Below are 17598 nucleotides of genomic sequence, written 5' to 3'. Positions count from 1 at the left end.
TGGCGTAAGGAGCGGTTTTTCTGGGCTTTCCTGATACTCCCAAGCGAAGAATTGCCGTGACCAGCGAAAAGCGGCCGGGTGCCTTGCGCACGATCGGCGAAGTGAGCCAGGCGCTCGGCATCAAGCACCATGTGCTGCGCTACTGGGAAACCCAGTTTCCGATGTTGCGCCCGGTCAAACGCAGTGGCGCTCGGCGCTATTACCGACCCGAGGACGTCGAGCTTCTGGGTGAAATCGTCCGACTGGTTCAGGGCGAGGGGTATACGTTACGCGGTGCCCGTCACTTTCTCGAGCACCGCGCGAGCGCTGCCAAGGGAGGCCCTGCGCCGCGGACACGCGCTGTAGCGGCTCCAAAAGAGCCACTCACCCTTCACGAATCGCTCAAGAACCTGCGCGCTAAAGTGGCGCGGGCACTCGATTCCCTGTGACACCGGCCAGGTAGAGCGCCTCATTCTGGCACATGTGTCGAGGAAGGCGTCAAGGTAGGCCGCGTGGACAAATGTGGCGGTGATCGGAACGGCTGAATTGGGTGGGAAGCCGCCGGGCGGGAGTGTAAAAGAACAGACAAGATTTTCCGGGGGATGATCCCCCGGACCCCCGAAATGTCGATGTTTGGGCACGACCCATACGTCCGGCACGAATGGCGCCGCAGGCACAAAAAGGTATCCCGACGAACCCGAGCGCAACGTTGAGGTGAAGCGCACCCCCGCCAGTTTTCGGGGGTGCAGGGGGCGATGGCCCCCTGCTTCAACCCCTTCCTTCTTCGTCTGCCATGGGGCGCGAGCGGTCGAACCGTACTTGCAACCACGCCTGCGCAATCAGCGAAAAGAATCGGGGCCCAGGTCCGGTCCCAGTGCCGGGTCGAGATCGCGCGGGCGCTGGAGGTGGGTGATGGTCGCGCAGTTGAGGTCGATCTGGTCCCAGCTGTCGATCGCAAGGTCGAGCACGGCGTAGGCTGCCGTGGGAAGCTTTTCCTCTACGATGTCGCGCAAGGGCGAATTGCCGTCGTCGGGCACGAGATCGAAGATCAGATCTTCAAGGCCCGGATTGTGACCGATCATCATGATCGCGGCGGGATCGCCTTCCTGCTCGCGCAGCACGTCGATCAGCGTGGCCGAACTCGCAAGATAGATCCGCCGATCCCAGGTGATCGAAGGGGTCATGCCAGCCGCTTCGCAGGCCAGTTCCACCGTCTGCGTCACGCGCACCGCCGGGGAGGCAAGGATACGCTCCCAGGGCACGGCATGGTCACGGATGTGCAGGCCCATGAGGGCCGCGCCCTTGCGGCCGCGCGGGTTCAGCGGTCGGTCGAAATCGCGCAGGCGCGCATCGTTCCAGTCCGATTTGGCGTGGCGAAAGATTCCGAGGGTCTTCATGGGCTGGGCCGCTTCCTACATCTGCCTTGTGGGCGTGTCGTGCGGGGCGCTGCGCGATCCGTCACGCGCGGCCCGATCTCCTTCACCCGATACCGTTTGTCCTGAAGCATGACCGGCGACGCGCTGTAAAGCCTCGTCGAGCGAAATTCGCCGGACAGGGGTGCCTTCGGGGAAGGCGTCGAGCAACCTTGTGGGGAAGGCGGAGGAGAGCACGATGAAGTGCCCGCTGTCTTCCTTGCTGCGGATGAGCCGCCCGAACGCCTGCGCCAGCCGCGCCCGGATGATGCTGTCGTCGTAGGCGCTCCCGCCGCCGGCGAGGCGCCGTGCGCGGTGCAGGATCGTCGGGCGCGGCCAGGGCACTTGCTCCATGATGACCGTGCGCAGCGAGTGGCCGGGCACGTCCACCCCGTCGCGCAGGGCGTCGGTGCCCAGCAGCGAGGCGCGCGGATCGTCGCGGAAGATGTCGACCAGCGTACCGGTGTCGATCGGGTCGACGTGCTGTGAGAAGATCGGCAGTCCGGCGCGCGCGAGCCGGTCGGCCACGCGGCCGTGCACCACGCGCAGCCGCCGGATTGCGGTGAACAGGCCCAGTACGCCGCCCTGCGAGGCCTCGATCAGGCGGCCATAGGCGGCGGCGAGCGCGGCAATGTCACCGCGCGGTACGTCGCGCACGATCAGCACTTCGGCCTGGTTGGCGTAGTCGAACGGGCTGGGGCTGAGCGAGAGTTCGGGAGCGACCTCGATATGCGGTGCGCCCGATCGCGCGATGGCGCGCGCCCAGTCGTCGCCGTCGCGCAAAGTCGCCGAGGTCATGATGACCCCGTGCGCCGGTTCGAGCACGGTGCGCGCGAAGGGCTTCATCGGGTCGAGCCAGTGGCGGTGGATGCCGATGTCGTATTCGCGCGCCTCGGACCGGTCGAGCGCGAGCCAGTCGACGAATTCGGGGTCGGCGGGGCCGCCCATGCGGGCGAGCAGCGCTTCCCAGGCGGTGAGCGTATCGATTCGCCACGAAAGCGAATGGCGTGCGCCCTCGATCCGCGCGCGGCCCTGTCCGTCGAGCCAGTCGGGCCCGTCCTCGAGGAGGGCTTCGAGCCGCAGGCCGAGCTGGATCAGTGGCTGGCGCAGGTCGCTCAGCGCCAGGCGCGCGGCTTGCGCGGCTTCGACGAAGGGGCCGTCGAGCCCGGCGGCCTCGGTTTCGAGCCCGTAGCCCGCTTCCTGTCCGCCGCTTTCGTCGCGCGCGTAGACCGTGGCGCGCACCGCGGCGAGCAGCTCTTCAAGCGGCCCCGACGGCGCGTTGTCGGCGATGCGCTGCATCCAGCCCTCGCTCGGCAGGGCTTCGGCGGCGGAGAGTGCGGTAAGGATCGCCTTGTCGCCTGCATCGTCGTAGCTGGCGACATCGGCGAGGCGCGCGGCGAGGCCCCGGCGGCGGCCGCGCGATTTCTTTTCCGGGCCGATTACCCAGCGGCGCAGCTCGATCATCTCGGTCCCGGTGAGCGCGGCGGCAAAGGTCGAGTCGGCGGCATCGAAGACATGGTGGCCTTCATCGAACACGATGCGCGTCGGGCGTGAGGCGGTGTCGCGCCCGCGTGCGGCGTTGATCATGACCAGCGCGTGGTTGCCGATCACCAGGTCTGCGCCCACGCTGGCGCGGCTCGCGCGTTCGATGAAGCACTTGCGGTAATGCGGGCAGCCCGCATAGACGCATTCGCCGCGCTGGTCGGTGAGGGCCGCGATGCCCCGCTTGGGAAACAGCGTGCCGAGCCAGCCGGGCAGGTCGCCGCCGATCATGTCGCCATCCTGCGAATAGGCCGCCCAGCGCCCGACGAGGTGGGCCAGAACCGCGCCGCGCCCGGCAAAGCCGCCTTGCAGCGCGTCTTCGAGATTGAGCAGGCACAAGTAGTTCTCGCGCCCCTTGCGCACGACGACGGGCTGGCTGCCATCGGGCCGATGCTCGGGCCAGGCGCGGCGGCTTTCCTTGCGCAGCTGGCGCTGCAGGGCCTTGGTATACGTCGAAACCCAGACGGTGCCGCCGCTCCGCTGGCTCCACAGCGAGGCCGGGGCGAGGTAGCCGAGCGTCTTGCCGACGCCCGTTCCCGCCTGCGCCAGAACCAGATGCGGCTGACCGGCCGCCCGGCGCGGGGCGAAGGCGGCGGCAGCGGCCACGGCATAGCCCTTCTGGCCCGCGCGGTCCTCTGCCTCTGCGCCGGTCAAGGCAGCGAGGCGGGCCAGAACGTCGCCTTCGGCAAGGTCGATCTGGCGGGGCTGCGGGGCCTCGGGGCTTTCCTCCCATTCGGGCAGGCGGGTGAAAATCCAGCGTTCGGCGCGCTGGGGCTTGGGGATGCGGGCGCCGAGCAGGGTGGCCCAGGGCCAGCGCAGCTTGATGAGCGACTGGAGCGAGGTCCACGCGCCCTCGCGCTCGGCCCAATCGGGCGCCGCGCAGGTTTCCAGCAGGCGCGCTGCGGCGCTTTGCAAAAGCCGCGGAACGTCGGCTTCGTTTTCCGCCCGATCGAGCCCCAGCGCCTCGGCGAGGCCTTTGGGGGTGGGGACCACGAAGCGGGCCGGATGGATGAAGGCGTAGAGCTCGAGCAGGTCGAGACCGGCAAGGTCGGGGTAGCCCAGCCGGGTTGCCAGCAGCGGCGCGTTGAGGATGAGGTGCGGCGTATCGGCTGCGGCGGTGACCGCCTGGCCCTTGGAAATTGCGCGCGAATTTCCGCTGGCATCGCCCAGCCAGCAGCCGCCGTGGCTGGCGTGGAGGGCAGGGAGGGACAGCGCGGGCATGGCCTTGTCCTAGAACGTGAGGAGCGATTTGGAAATGTGCCGGGCGCGGCTTTTCCGCGTTCGATGTGACCGACTGATACACTTTTGCGCTTGCGAAAATCCTTCTAAGATATATCTAGAGACAATCATGAAGAATATGGAACACGCAATGCGTAACAAGAATCACAAGCGTCACGGTGGCGCAAATCCTTTCGGCGATCCCCGTTTCGAACGGCGCGGTGGCGACTTTGACGGCGATTTCGCTCGAGGTGAACGTCCCGGTGGTCGCCGTGGCCACGCCTTTGGTTTCGGGCACGGGCGGGCGGGCGACGAAGGTCGCCGGACGTTCGACGAGCGCGGCGCCATGGCGGGGGGCTTTGGCGGCGGTTTCCCCGGAGGGCACCGGGACGGTGGCCGCGGTTCGCGCGGCTTCGCGATGGGGCCAAGGGGCTTCGACGACGATTTCGGGGCTGGCTTCGGCGGCGGTCGCGGCGGTGGTCGCGGGCCGGGCGGCGGTGGACGCCGTCGCCGGGTGATGGACCAGAGCGAACTGCAGATCGTCCTGCTCGAACTGATCGCTGAAACCCCGCGCCACGGCTACGATCTCATCCGCGAGATCGAGAGCATGACCAACGGCGAATACGCGCCAAGCCCCGGTGTGGTCTATCCCGCGCTCACCTACATGGAAGAGGCCGGGTTGATCGCGGCTGTCCAGGAAGACGGCGCGCGCAAGTCTTTCGCGGTGACCGAAGAGGGCAAGGCCCGCGTCGCGCAGGATGCGTCCAAGGCCGAAGCGATCCGCAAGCGGCTGGTCGCGCTGGGAGACGTGCGCGGCCGGCTTGACCCCGCGCCGGTTCGCCGCGCGCTCCACGCCCTGCGCACCGCGGTCATCGACCGGCTGTCGCAGGACGGGGCGGATCGTGACCTCGTTCTCGCCATTGCCGATACGCTCGATGAGGCGACGCGCACCGTCGAGCGTCTTGAGGCAGGGGCACAGGCCAAGGGGACCGGGCAATGAGCGCGCTCACGGCAACCGTCGCCACGCCGAACGCTGGCAAGTACATGCGCCAGCTGTGCAAGCACTGGAGCCACAAGCTCGACACCAAAGTGGAGGGGGACGTTGGCACGGTCACGTTCCCCTCGGCTACGGCCGTGCTTGCCGCCGGGCCCGAGGCGATCGTCATCACGATCTCGGGGGAGGACAGGGCGGCGGTCGAACCGCTGGGCGATGTCGTCGCGCGGCACATCGATCGCTTCGCCTTTCGCGAGGCGCCGTTGACCTACCGTTGGGAATGGGTCGAACCGGCGGCCTGAGGCCGCCGGTTGTCCGCGTTTCGTCGTCCGTCAGCGTTCACCTCGAAGGAAAACTTGCGTCATGCCCAAGGCCCAGTTCGTCGCTCGCCCGCACTCACGCCGGGCTGTTCTCCTTGAGCGGCTGCGCGCGCGCGATCCGGAGTGGTTCCTTGAAGGTGTTGGTGACGTAGGGGAAGGGGATCTCGATTCCCGCCTCGTCGAGCGCGGCCTTGATGGCCTTGACGACCTGGCTCTTGGTCAGGCGCTTGTCCTGCGCGGCGGTATCGCTCCACCACAGGACCAGGAAATCGACTGAGCTGGCGCCGAATTCCTGTGCGAAGACGAGCACGCCCTTGCCCTCGTCGATCGCGGGGAGGGCTTCGACCGCTTGCTTGATCACGCCTTCGGATTGTTCGAGATCGCTGTCGTAGGACACGCCGATGACCACCTGATCGCGGCGCAGGTGCTGGTCGTTGAAGATGTCGACCGGATTCTTGAACAGCATCGAGTTGGGCACCACGGTCAGTTCGCCCGAGAACTGGCGCACGTAAGTCTCGCGCAGCGTGATGCGTTCGACCGAGCCGGTAATGCCGTTGCACTCGATCGCATCGCCGATGTTCATCTTCTCGCGCAGCATGATGAGCACGCCGGCGAGGAAATTCTCGAAGATGTCCTGAAACGCAAAGCCCACGGCCAGAGCGCCGACGCCAAGGCTGGCGAAGGCCCCGGCGGGCGTGAAGCTGGGGATTGCGACGGTGAGCGCGATCAGCGTGCCGATGATCCACACCACCAGCCGGGTGATCGTCTCGAACAGTTGTTGCAGATCGGTGCGCAGGTTCGCGCGTTTGGTCACGCGCCCGACGATGCGCAGCACGATCCCCACCACCACGCGGGTGACGAGCATGATGAGCAGGGCAATGACCAGCGAGGGCAACATCTGCATGAAGCCCTTGCCCATGCTCTCCAGTTCTTTGCTCAGCGTATCAATATAATTCACGAAGAAAATCCGTCCTTCCGGTGCCTTTTGCACCTAACTGCCGAGGCGTGAGGCAGGTTCCATGTTGGGCAAACCGCCCGAAGGCGCTTGCGAAATCGCGCGGGATCGCAGATGAGCGCGCGCATGACTGAAAATGCCCTGACCGAAGCCGCCCGTGTGTCCAAGGCCTGGCCCTTCCAGGAGGCCCAGAAACTGCTCAAGCGCTATCCAAATGGCAAGAGCGGTGCGGATGGTTCTCCAGAGCCGATCCTGTTCGAAACGGGATACGGTCCCTCGGGCCTGCCGCATATCGGCACCTTCCAGGAAGTGCTGCGCACCACGCTGGTGCGCCGCGCCTATGAAGCGCTGATTGGCGCGAAGCCGGGTGACGGCGCGACGCGGCTGATCGCCTTCTCGGACGACATGGACGGGCTGCGCAAGGTTCCCGATAACGTGCCGCAGGCCGATCTGCTGGCCGCGAACCTTGGCAAGCCGCTCAGCCGAATTCCCGATCCGTTCGGCAAGTTCGAAAGTTTTGCGCATCATAACAACGCGATGCTGCGCGATTTCCTCAACCGTTTCGGGTTCGACTACGAATTCGTGGCGGCGAGCGACCGCTACAATTCGGGCCAGTTCGACAAGGCGCTGGAAGGCGTTCTGACGCAGTACGATGCGATCATGGGCGTGATGCTGCCAACGCTGCGCGAAGAGCGGCGCCAGACCTATTCGCCCGTGCTTCCCGTCTCGCCGACCAGCGGCGTCGTGCTCCAGGTCCCGGTCGAGGTGCTTGACCCGGCGACGGGGCTCATCCGCTTCACCGACGAGGATGGCTCGGTGGTCGAACAGAGCGCGTTCGGCGGACAGGCGAAGCTTCAGTGGAAGGTCGACTGGGCGATGCGCTGGGTGGCGCTTGGCGTCGATTACGAGATGTACGGCAAGGACCTGACCGATTCGGGCACCCAGTCGGGCAAGATCGCCAAGATCCTGGGCGGCCGCCGCCCTGAAGGCCTGATCTATGAGCTGTTCCTCGATGAGAACGGCGAAAAGATCTCCAAGTCCAAGGGCAACGGCCTGACGATCGAGCAGTGGCTGACTTACGGCACCGAGGAATCGCTGGGGTTCTATCTCTTCCGTGAGCCCAAGAGCGCCAAGCAGCTGCACATCGGCGTGATCCCCAAGGCGGTGGACGAGTACTGGCAATTCTACGGCAACCTGCCGGGGCAGGCGCTCGACAAGCAACTGGGCAACCCGGTCTGGCACCTGCTGCGCACCAACGGCGAAGCGGACACGCAGACGCCGGTTCCGCCGGTGACGTTCGCGCTGCTGCTCAATCTCGTCGGCGTACTGGGTGCCAACGCCACGCGCGAACAGGTCTGGTCGTACCTTGAAAACTACGTCGCGAACGCCGATCCGGCGGCGCACCCCGCGCTCGATGCGATGGTGGCCTGCGCGCTCAATTACAACCGCGACTACATCGCTCCCACGCTCCGGCGCCGCGCGCCGGTGGGCGGCGAGGTGGCCGCGCTCACCGAACTCGACGCGCAGCTCGCCAAAGTGCCCGCCGATGCCAGCGCCGAGGATCTCCAGAACATCGTCTACGAGATCGGCAAGGACGAACGCTACGGCTTCGAGACCCTGCGCGACTGGTTCCGCGCGCAGTACGAAACGCTGCTCGGCTCCTCAGCCGGGCCGCGCATGGGCAGCTTCATCGCGCTTTACGGTGTTGCCGAAACCCGCACGCTGATTGCCGAGGCGCTGGGTGCTCACGACGCCGCGAACGCCTGAGCAGCTCGCCCAGGACCTGCTGGGGCGCCGCTTCGAGGATCTCGATGCGGAGGAACAGCGCGTCCTGGGGCGGATCGCCTCGGGCACGGTGATCGGCCAGGACGCCGACGAACTGGCCGCCTCGCGCGCCTCGGTCGGGGACCGGCTGGCGGACCGCGTGGCCGCGATCGGCGGCTCGTGGGGCTTCATCATCGGCTTCGGGCTGGTGCTTGTGGTCTGGATGCTGGTCAACAGCCGGGTGCTCGAATACTTCGGCGTCCATCCCTTTGACGCCTATCCCTACATCTTTCTCAACCTGATGCTCTCGATGCTGGCGGCGATCCAGGCGCCGGTCATCATGATGAGCCAGAACCGCCAGTCCGACAAGGACCGCATCGCCGCGCGCCACGATTACGAGGTGAACCTGCGCACCCAGCTGGAGATCCTGCGCCTGCACCGGCGCATGGACTACCTGCTCGAAACGCTTGAGGCGCGAAAGAGCGCGGAGGCCGGCGAGGAGGCCTGAACGCGCGCCGGCTGCGGCAGGCTCTGCCGTGCCGCGATCCAGCGCGCGACCCGCTCCTGCAGGATGCCCAGCGGCATCGCGCCCGATCCGATGACTTGCTCGTGGAAGGCCTTGATGTCGAAGCGCGGGCCGAGCGCGGTCTCGGCCTCGTGGCGCAGCCGCTCGATGGTCAGCGCGCCGATCTTGTAGGACAGCGCCTGCGCGGGCATTGCGATGTAGCGATCGACCTCGGTCTCGGCGTCGGTGCGCCCCATGCCCGAATGCGCCAGCATGTAGTCGATCGCCTGCTGGCGCGTCCAGTGCTGGGCGTGAATGCCGGTATCGACGACGAGACGCATCGCGCGCAGCATCTCGTCATCCAGATTGCCCCAGTGCTGGAGCGGGTCCTTGTAGAGCCCCATGGGGTAGCCCAGCGTCTCGGCGTAGAGCGCCCAGCCTTCGACGAAGGCATCGTTGTCCGAATAGCGCTGGAAGGCGGGCAGCTGGGCGTTTTCGCGGGCCAGGCTGATCTGCAGGTGGTGCCCCGGCATTCCTTCGTGCAGGTAAAGCGTGGTGATGCCCGAGATGAAGCGGTGCTTGAGATCGTAGGTGTTGTAGAAGAACGTCGCCGGGCTGCCGTCCTCGTCGCTGGCCTCGGCGTAGGAGCCGCCCGCTTCATAGCGCGCGCGGTAGCCGGGGTAGGGGGCGAGCACCAGCGGCGTCTCCGGCAGCTTCGCGAAATAGTCGGGCAGGAGCGCATCGACGGTGTCGGCCACCAGTTCGAAACGGTGCTGGAGGTCCTGCGCGCTTGTCGGGTGGAAGCGCGGATCGCTGCGGATGGCCTCGAAGAAGCTGGCAAGCGAACCGGTATGCCCCAGCTGGCGGGCGACCTCGGTCATTTCCGCTTCGATCCGGGCGACTTCGCGCAGGCCCAGCGCATGGATGTCCGCGGGATCGAGCGTAAGCGTCGTCTCGCGCGTGATGAGCGTGCGGTAGAGCCCGTCGCCGCCGGGCGTGTCGCAAAGGCCGATGCTGGAGCGTGCCGCAGGCAGGTAGGTGTCGTGGAGAAAGGCGCGCAGGCGGGCGTAGGCGGGCAGGACATCGTGCGCGGCACTGGACTCGATCGCCGCCGTGTAGTGCGCGCGCTGGTCGGCGGGCATGTCGGCGGGCATGTCGGCGATCGGTTCGAGAAACGGCGAGGCGGCGCGCGTCTGGGCGAGCAGCGCATCGGTTTGCGCGATCATGTGCTCGACCGTGACGCGTGGCTCGACCTGGCCTTGCGCGATGCCTTGCCGGAACCGCGCGATGGCGTTGTCGATCACCGTGGGAAAGGCGTGAAGCGCGATCAGCGCGCGCGCGTAATCGTCGGGCGTGCGGTAGGCGAAGGCGCCGCCCGGCGCGATGAGCGAGGGAAAGTCGAGCGCGATGCCACCGAAGTGGTTGAACGGACGCACGCCTTCGAAGGCGCGCACTTCGGGGCGCAAGTCGGCGACTTCGCGCTCCTTGCGCCAGGCGAACAGGGTGTCGGACAGTTGCAGCGCGGGGACGAGATCGCAGGCGGGGATCTGCGCCAGGTGCTCGAGGCTGCGGCGTGCCGAGGCGAGCCGGTCGCGTTCGAGGGCGTCGGTGAAGATGCGCGCCAGCGCGGTGTCGTGCGTCACGTCGCCGCGATAGAGCGCGCTCAGTGGATCGAGCGCATCCTCGCGTTCGGCATCCTCATCGAACAGGGCGGTGAGCGCGGCGGTCGCCGAGTTGCGGCGTGCCGGGGGCACGGAAAGCGCTGGATCGCAGCGCGCCAGAGTGGCCGCGCGGGCGGGCAGGGGCGCGTTGAAGGTGAGCGCCAGCAGGCTTGCCGCGAGGGCCGCGCGCGCGGCGTGGCGCGGCGTCGGAGGGAACGCTCGCACGGTGCGAAATGTCATTGCCAGTCGTGCGTCCGGAACCATTTGGTGATGATGTACTTCACGCCGCGCACCACCGGGCGCGCCGCGTGCATCGTGTAGGGATTGGGGCGCCCGTCTGGCAAGGCGTTGTTCCACAACAGAAGACCGCCGGTCCACGGGGTGACGCTAAGCGCCAGGCGGGTGAAATCGGTGGTCCCGCCTTCGTCGACCGCGTTGAGGTAGATCATGGCCGTCCAGCTGCGCTGGCCCCCGCAGCGCCGCTCGCGCGGCCAGTAGGCGGCCTGGGTGTCGAACCAGTCGCAATGCTCCTGGAAGAACTGGCCGCGTTCGTAGCGCTGCCCTTGCAGCGCTTCGCTGCGCGAGGCGGCGATGCCGGTCAGCGCGCAGAGGCGTGCGTCGAGCCGGCGCACGAGGCGATCGTCGGGGTCGATGTCGCTCGAGTAGCTGGTCCGGGTTCGGGTCTGGTCGCTGTCGTCGACGAGGCAGGATGGCTCGGCCACGGTGTCGATCAGGTCGATCAGGTGGCGGCAGTGAGCCGGGCCGAGAAAACGGTCGATGCAATAGATCTCGGCGCGCGGATCGTTGAGGCGGCGCGCGTCGAACACCGCGTCGAGCCGGGTGCGCACGCGCGACCCGAGCCGGGCGAGCACGTCGCAATCGCAGTTGCCCGTTGAATCCATGCCCCTCAGACTACAGCGCAGGCGCGTCGGATCAATCGCGCATTTTGCCGGCCTGTAAAACGCCCCGCAGCGCGAGGGCGCTACGGGGCGTTTTACAGGCCGGCATGGCCGCGATGCTTACCAGAAGAAGTCGTAGATCACGTCGACGACTTCGCCGGTATAGACATTCACCAGCAGGACGTCGTCGTAGTAACGCACCCAGCGGTAGGGGCCATAGACGTCGGGCAGGCGATAGGCCCAGGGGTCGTTGATCCAGTAACGGCTTCCGTAGAACAGCGAACTGAGGAAGAAGCCGGTATCCAGACGGCGGTAGGCGTAGCCGCGGTAGGGCGAATAGTAGCGTCCGAGCCGGTAGGTCGAACGGTTGTGGGCCCGAAAATCGCGCCAGTCGTAACGGTTGTCACGGCGCCATTCGTTGCGATCCCAGCGACCGTCCGAACGGGCGAACCGACGTTCGTCGCGTCGATCATCGCGCCCGCCGTTTCGTCCGCCGTTCCAGCCGTTGTTGCGCGCATCGTTGCGGCCGCCGTTCCGCCCGTCGTTTCGATTATCGTCGCGATGGTCCCGGCGGTTGCCCTGCCGGTTGTCTCCCGAGCGATCGTTGCGTCCCTGCGTGCGATCACCCGCGCCAGGGCGGTCCGGGCCCCTGCTGTCCGGGCGGGCGTCGCCGCGCGGTGATGGGGCGCGCATGTCGCGTCCGGCATTGTTGCCGCGCTGGTCGCCCGATTGTGCAAACGTGCGCTGTTGGGGGCGCGATTGGGACTGGGGCCGCTGCTGGGGCCGGGCAGAAGAACGCTGCTCACGCGGCTGGTTGTCACCGTGCACGCGCTCGGCGCGGCTCTGGCGCTGGCCGCCTTCCTGATGCGATCGCTGTTGCGCACTGGCGATATCGGGCGCGATCATGCCGGTGGTCGCCAGCAGCATGGCACCCCAGGTGCCGGTTCTCAAAAGCTTGCGTGTCATAGTCGCCGAACCCTTTTCCTGTCCCGATCGGGATCCGCCATCGACCCTTTCGGCCGGGTCTTCACCCGGAGTTGTTTCATGATGTGTCATCACGTTACGCCGTGGCAACTGACGGGAATATGAATTGCTTGGTGTCGCTTCGTTCAGCTTTACCAAATTTTACATGAACGACCGTCGGCCTGATTGCGGCGATGGCGCGGCGCGTCCATCGGCGGGGCATCCACCCAAGCAAAAACGGCCCGCGCGAAGGCGGGCCGTCTTCTCGACGCCGTTGGCGTAGCGCTCAGCGGGTGAGCTTCTTGTAGGCCAGTGCGGTCGGACGGTCGGCCGCATCGCCCAGGCGGCGGCGCTTGTCTTCTTCGTAGGCTTCGAAGTTGCCTTCGAACCATTCGACGTGGCTGTTGCCCTCGAAGGCGAGGATATGTGTGGCGAGACGGTCGAGGAAGAAGCGGTCGTGGCTGATGACCACCGCGCAGCCTGCGAAGTTCTCGATCGCCTCTTCGAGCGCGCCGAGCGTTTCGACGTCGAGGTCGTTGGTCGGTTCGTCGAGCAGCAGCACGTTGCCGCCCTGCTTGAGCATCTTGGCGAGGTGAACGCGGTTGCGTTCACCGCCCGAGAGCTTGCCGACGTTCTTCTGCTGGTCCTGGCCCTTGAAGTTGAACGCACCGACGTAGGCACGGGTCGAGGTGTCGTGCCCGTTGACCTTCATGTAGTCGAGCCCGTCGGAGATTTCTTCCCAGACGTTGTGCTTGTCGTTGAGGTGGTTACGGTTCTGATCGACGTAGCCCAAGTGGACCGTCTGGCCGATTTCGATGGTGCCGGTGTCGGGCTGTTCCTGCCCGGTGAGCAGCTTGAACAGCGTCGACTTACCCGCACCGTTGGGGCCGATGACACCCACGATGCCGCCCGGCGGAAGGATGAACGAGAGGTCCTCGAACAGCAGCTTGTCGCCGAACGCCTTCGAAATGCCCTTGGCTTCGATGACCTTGCCGCCCAGGCGCTCGGGCACCTGGATGACGATCTGGGCCTTGCCGGGGGTGCGCTGGTCCTGGGCGTTCTGCAGTTCCTCGAACTTGCGGATACGCGCCTTGGACTTGGTCTGGCGGCCCTTGACACCGGCGCGGATCCACTCGAGCTCGTCCTTGAGCGCCTTCTGGCGGCCGGTCGCCTCGCGGTCTTCCTGTTCGAGACGCTTGGCCTTCTTCTCGAGGTAGGTCGAGTAGTTGCCTTCGTACGGGAAGTACTTGCCGCGGTCGATCTCGAGGATCCAGCCCACCACGTTGTCGAGGAAGTAGCGGTCGTGGGTGATCATCAGCACCGCGCCGTGGTATTCCTTGAGGTGGTTTTCCAGCCAGTCGACGCTTTCGGCATCGAGGTGGTTGGTCGGTTCGTCGAGCAGCAGGATGTCCGGCTTCTGGATCAGCAGGCGGGTCAGCGCGATGCGGCGCTTTTCACCGCCCGACAGGCTCTTGACCTCCCAGTCGCTGGGCGGGCAGCGCAGCGCTTCCATCGCCACTTCGAGCTGGTTGTCGAGCGTCCAGCCATCGACCGCGTCGATCTTGTCCTGCAGCGTGCCCATTTCCTCCATGAGCGCGTCGAAATCGGTGTCGTCCTGCGGATCGCCCATCTCGGCCGAGATCGCGTTGAAGCGGTCGACCATGTCGGCCACTTCGCGCGCGCCGTCCTTGACGTTTTCGAGCACCGTCTTGCTCTCGTCGAGCTGGGGTTCCTGCGGGAGATAGCCCACGGTGATGTTCTCACCCGGCCAGGCTTCGCCCGTGATGTCCTTGTCGATGCCCGCCATGATCTTCATGAGCGTCGACTTGCCCGCGCCGTTCGGGCCCACGATGCCGATCTTGGCGCCCTGGTAGAACTGCAGGTTGATGTTGGAAAGCACCGGCTTGGGAGCGCCGGGGAAGGTCTTGGTCATGTCCTTCATGACGAAGGCGTATTGGGCGGCCATGCGGTCCTCTAAATCTTGTTCGATGCGGAAATTGATCTTGGCCCTTACAGACCCGGCCGAGCGGCTGCAAGCGGCGCCGTACCTGCCACGGGGCAAACGCGCGGCATGTGCGGGGCAAACGTGAGCCTGGCCGGGGTGGGAGGGCGGCCTCAGGCCAGTTCGGCGATGCTCTGCGCGACGGCGAGGATCTGCTCGGCCTGATCGCGGTGGAGCAGCTCGGTCATCTTGCCCTCGACGCGGATCGCCCCCTTGCCCTGGTTTTCGGGAAGGGCGAAGGCCGCGATGACGCTGCGCGCCCAGGCAATGGTCTGTGCATCGGGGCTGAACACCGCGTTGCACGCCTCGATCTGCGCGGGGTGGATCAGGCTCTTGCCGTCAAAGCCGAATTCAAGCCCCTGGCGCGCTTCGGCGGTGAAGGCGTCGAGATCGCGAAACTCGTTGCACACCCCGTCGAGGATGGTGAGGCCGTGGAGGCGCGCGGCGGCGACCGCCTGGGCAAGGAACGGCAGGAAGGGCGTGCGCGCCGGGGTGAGCTGCGCGCGCATTTCCTTGGCAAGATCGTTGGTGCCCATGATCCACAGGGAAAGGCGCGTCGTGCGCGCCATCGCGGCGAGGGCGGGCAGGTTGAACACCGCCTCGCACGTCTCGATCATCGCCCAGAGCTGAAGGCTGGCCGGCGCGCGCTCGAGCGCTTCCTCGTAGCGGCCGATGTCCTGCGTGCAGCCTATCTTGGGCACCAGCACCGCGTCGGCCTTCGAGTCCGCAAGGGCCGCGAGGTCGGCCGCGCCCCATTCGGTGTCGATCCCGTTGGTGCGCACCGCCACTTCGCGCGGGCCGAAGCCGCCTTGCGCGATCGCTCCGATGGCGGCCGCACGGGCCTCGTCCTTGGCCTCGGGCGCCACCGCATCCTCAAGATCGAGCACGACGATGTCGCAGGGCAGGGTGCGCGCTTTTTCGATCGCGCGTGGGTTCGAGGCGGGCAGATAGAGCGCGCTGCGGCGCGGACGGATCGGCGTGGATGCGGGCGTCGAAATGGGCGTCGAAATAGGCAGGGGGGCGGGCATGGCGGTCATCTCCTGATTGCACGCTTCCTTGCGTCCGGGGGGAGGCTCGGTCAAGCGCGCGGGGCGGCGGGGCATTGTTCCAAAGTCTCAGTGCAATCGTTTGAACCGGGTGCTAGAGGAGTCCTTGTCGACGCCAAGCCTCCGAGGCGTCCGAAAAGAAAACGATGTATCCCGTGCCGTGGTCTCTCTCACACACTCTCTCTCCTACTCGGCACGGGGAACTCTTCGGGTCGTACCGGCCGCTCCGATCGGATCGCAAGCAATGCGATGGCCGGCGGGGCGGTTTTTCTTTTGACGGCGGCTTTTGCCCTTCAGATTTTTCTCGGGTGTGCGCTCCAAGCCGTCTGGACACGCGCGCCGTGCCGGGTAACACTGCGGCCCATGCGCAAGACATTCCTCACGCTCGCCGCCCTCGGGCTGACCTCCCTGCCGCTGGCGGCGCATGCGGCCCTGCCGGTCGGCGCGAAGGCGCCGCTGTTCAAGACCAAGGGGGCCAAGGCGGGCAAGGTGATGGATTTCGATCTCGCCGCCGCGCTGAAGAAGGGGCCGGTCGTGCTCTACTTCTACCCCAAGGCCTTCACGCAAGGCTGCACGCTCGAGGCGCATGCCTTCGCCGAAGCCACGCCCGAATTCGCCAGGCTGGGCGCGACGGTGGTGGGCATGTCGGCCGACGACCTGCCCACGCTGCAGAAATTCTCGACCGAGGAATGCCGTGACAAGTTCGCGGTGGCCACCGCCTCGCCGGCCGTGGTCAAGGGCTACGATGCGGCGATGAACCGCCCCGGCGTGCCCGATGGGGTGACCGCGCGCGTCAGCTACGTCATCGCGCAAAGTGGAAAGATCGTGGAAGTCCACTCCGATCCCGATTACCGCGATCACGTCACGCTTGCGCTCGAAGCGGTCAAGGCGCTGCGCAAGAAGTAACCCTTGCGAGCGCAGCGCGTCTGCGCCCACCCGTGCCTGAACCGGGCCGTGACCGGCGCCGGACCGCGTGCGTTGCGCGTCAAGCCGCGCTGGCGTGCGACAGGGCTTGAACCCTGTTCCCATAACCGGATATGGGGCGCAGTTTGAAGCGGGCGCTGCGTGCGCCGGCACCCGACATCGCAAGGCCCGTCCGGCAAGGGCGGGTCGTCGCCGTTTTTTGGAGTAATCCGCCATGCGTGCCGAGGGGCAGGCCCATATTGACCGCATCGAAAAGGCGCTCGCGCTCGTGCGCAAGTCGCTCGACTGGGATCGTGCCCTGCGCCGATTCGACGAGCTGAACGCCCGCGTCGAGGACCCCACGCTGTGGGACAAGCCCAAGGAAGCCGAAGCGGTCATGCGCGAACGTCGGCGGCTCGAGGCGTCGATCGGCGCGGTCAACCAGATCACGGCCGAGATGAACGACGCGGTCGAATTCGTCGAACTGGGGGAGATGGAAAGCGACGAGGAGACCATCAACGAAGGTCTTGCCGCGCTTGCCGCGCTTGCCGAACGCGCCGATCGCGACAAGGTCCAGGCGCTGCTTTCGGGGGAAGCCGACGCCAACGACACCTATCTTGAAGTCCACGCTGGTGCGGGCGGCACGGAAAGCCAGGACTGGGCCGAGATGCTGCAGCGCATGTACATGCGCTGGGGTGAGCGCAAGGGCTTCAAGGTCGAGCTGGTCGAATACCACGCGGGCGAAGCGGCGGGCATCAAAAGCTGCACGCTGCTGCTCAAGGGCGAGAACGCCTACGGCTGGGCCAAGACCGAAAGCGGTGTCCACCGTCTGGTCCGCATCAGCCCCTACGACAGCTCGGCGCGGCGTCACACCAGCTTCTCCTCGGTCTGGGTCTACCCGGTGATCGACGACAGCTTCGAGATCGAGATCAACCCCGCCGATCTGCGCATCGATACCTACCGCGCCTCGGGTGCGGGCGGCCAGCACGTCAACACGACGGACTCGGCCGTGCGCATCACCCACCAGCCCTCGGGCATCGTGGTGGCCAGTCAGATCGACCGTTCGCAGCACAAGAACCGTGAAATCGCGATGGGCATGCTCAAGTCGCGCCTGTTCGAGGAAGAAATGCGCAAGCGCGAGGAAGCCGCCAGCGCCGAGCACGCGAGCAAGAGCGACATCGGCTGGGGCCACCAGATTCGCTCCTACGTTCTTCAGCCCTACCAGCAGGTCAAGGACTTGCGCACCGGCGTGGTCTCGACCTCGCCCGACGACGTGCTCGACGGCGAGCTCGATCCGTTCATGGCCGCGGCACTCTCGCAGCGCGTGACGGGCGAAAAGGTCGAAATCGAGGACGTGGACTGATCGTTTTGAACGGGGCTGCTGCAGGCGGGAGGCGTTCGCGCTGGCTACCGCTGGTCGGTTCGGCGCTTCTCC

General features: G+C 66.5%; 15 protein-coding genes. 7 read left to right on the top strand and 8 right to left on the bottom strand.

Annotation, left to right across the window (positions count from 1 at the left end; all coding sequences use genetic code 11):
• Positions 1-56: 56 nt before the first annotated feature.
• Positions 57-428, top strand: a complete 372-nt coding sequence (locus tag MTR62_RS00375) for a MerR family transcriptional regulator (protein ID WP_244016205.1) — start codon at positions 57-59, stop codon at positions 426-428.
• A 390-nt stretch (positions 429-818) separates the two neighbouring features.
• On the opposite strand, the gene MTR62_RS00370 is transcribed toward MTR62_RS00375, so the two are convergent.
• Both MTR62_RS00370 and MTR62_RS00365 read right to left on the bottom strand, forming a co-directional pair.
• Positions 819-1376, bottom strand: coding sequence for a SixA phosphatase family protein (locus tag MTR62_RS00370; RefSeq protein ID WP_244016204.1), 558 nt, complete (start codon positions 1374-1376; stop codon positions 819-821).
• Positions 1377-1391: 15 nt separating this feature from the next.
• Positions 1392-4154 carry an ATP-dependent DNA helicase gene (locus MTR62_RS00365; protein WP_244016202.1) on the bottom strand — a complete coding sequence of 921 codons (2763 nt, stop codon included), beginning with the start codon at positions 4152-4154 and terminating at the stop codon, positions 1392-1394.
• Positions 4155-4302: 148 nt separating this feature from the next.
• Between MTR62_RS00365 and MTR62_RS00360 the strand changes: the two genes are divergently transcribed.
• Entirely contained in the window at positions 4303-5151 is an 849-nt protein-coding gene (locus MTR62_RS00360) for a PadR family transcriptional regulator (protein ID WP_268739574.1), read from the top strand.
• Positions 5148-5447, top strand: a complete 300-nt coding sequence (locus tag MTR62_RS00355) for a DUF2218 domain-containing protein (protein WP_244016200.1) — start codon at positions 5148-5150, stop codon at positions 5445-5447. Before MTR62_RS00360 ends, MTR62_RS00355 begins: the two co-directional genes overlap by 4 nt.
• Positions 5448-5541: 94 nt before the next feature.
• Here the strand turns inward: MTR62_RS00355 and MTR62_RS00350 are convergent, their stop codons facing one another.
• The gene (locus MTR62_RS00350) at positions 5542-6423 is read right to left on the bottom strand and encodes a mechanosensitive ion channel family protein (protein ID WP_244016198.1); all 882 of its coding nucleotides are present in this window, start codon (positions 6421-6423) and stop codon (positions 5542-5544) included.
• Positions 6424-6546: 123 nt separating this feature from the next.
• On the opposite strand from MTR62_RS00350, the gene MTR62_RS00345 reads away from it, so the two are divergent.
• Together MTR62_RS00345 and MTR62_RS00340 are read left to right on the top strand one after the other, a co-directional pair.
• A complete protein-coding gene (locus MTR62_RS00345) occupies positions 6547-8187 on the top strand; it encodes a lysine--tRNA ligase (protein WP_244016196.1) in 1641 nt (546 codons plus the stop codon).
• A complete protein-coding gene (locus MTR62_RS00340; RefSeq protein ID WP_244016195.1) occupies positions 8162-8692 on the top strand; it encodes a DUF1003 domain-containing protein in 531 nt (176 codons plus the stop codon). The genes MTR62_RS00345 and MTR62_RS00340 overlap by 26 nt, the downstream gene beginning before the upstream one ends.
• On the opposite strand, the gene MTR62_RS00335 is transcribed toward MTR62_RS00340, so the two are convergent.
• The 5 genes from MTR62_RS00335 to MTR62_RS00315 all read right to left on the bottom strand — a co-directional run bounded on the left by MTR62_RS00335 (position 8635) and on the right by MTR62_RS00315 (position 15242).
• Positions 8635-10575, bottom strand: coding sequence for a DUF885 domain-containing protein (locus MTR62_RS00335; protein ID WP_244016194.1), 1941 nt, complete (start codon positions 10573-10575; stop codon positions 8635-8637). The two genes, MTR62_RS00340 and MTR62_RS00335, sit on opposite strands and share 58 nt — an antisense overlap.
• Positions 10576-10586: 11 nt before the next feature.
• The gene (locus MTR62_RS00330) at positions 10587-11252 is read right to left on the bottom strand and encodes a 2OG-Fe(II) oxygenase (RefSeq protein WP_244016193.1); all 666 of its coding nucleotides are present in this window, start codon (positions 11250-11252) and stop codon (positions 10587-10589) included.
• A 117-nt stretch (positions 11253-11369) separates the two neighbouring features.
• Positions 11370-12215, bottom strand: a complete 846-nt coding sequence (locus MTR62_RS00325; protein ID WP_244016192.1) for an RcnB family protein — start codon at positions 12213-12215, stop codon at positions 11370-11372.
• A gap of 283 nt (positions 12216-12498) precedes the next feature.
• Positions 12499-14178 (bottom strand): energy-dependent translational throttle protein EttA, encoded by a 1680-nt coding sequence (gene ettA / locus MTR62_RS00320; protein ID WP_244016191.1) that lies wholly within the window; start codon positions 14176-14178, stop codon positions 12499-12501.
• A 149-nt stretch (positions 14179-14327) separates the two neighbouring features.
• Entirely contained in the window at positions 14328-15242 is a 915-nt protein-coding gene (locus tag MTR62_RS00315) for an HpcH/HpaI aldolase/citrate lyase family protein (RefSeq protein WP_244016190.1), read from the bottom strand.
• Between the two features lie 381 nt (positions 15243-15623).
• Here MTR62_RS00315 and MTR62_RS00310 point away from each other — a divergent pair, with 381 nt between their 5' ends.
• Both MTR62_RS00310 and prfB read left to right on the top strand, forming a co-directional pair.
• Entirely contained in the window at positions 15624-16166 is a 543-nt protein-coding gene (locus tag MTR62_RS00310) for a peroxiredoxin (protein ID WP_244016189.1), read from the top strand.
• Between the two features lie 232 nt (positions 16167-16398).
• Positions 16399-17526, top strand: a complete 1128-nt coding sequence (gene prfB / locus MTR62_RS00305) for a peptide chain release factor 2 (protein ID WP_244016187.1) — start codon at positions 16399-16401, stop codon at positions 17524-17526.
• Positions 17527-17598: the final 72 nt, after the last annotated feature.

This window comes from Novosphingobium organovorum (genome assembly GCF_022832435.1).
GTDB lineage: Bacteria > Pseudomonadota > Alphaproteobacteria > Sphingomonadales > Sphingomonadaceae > Novosphingobium > Novosphingobium organovorum.
This window is presented reverse-complemented; position numbering and strand designations above follow the sequence as displayed.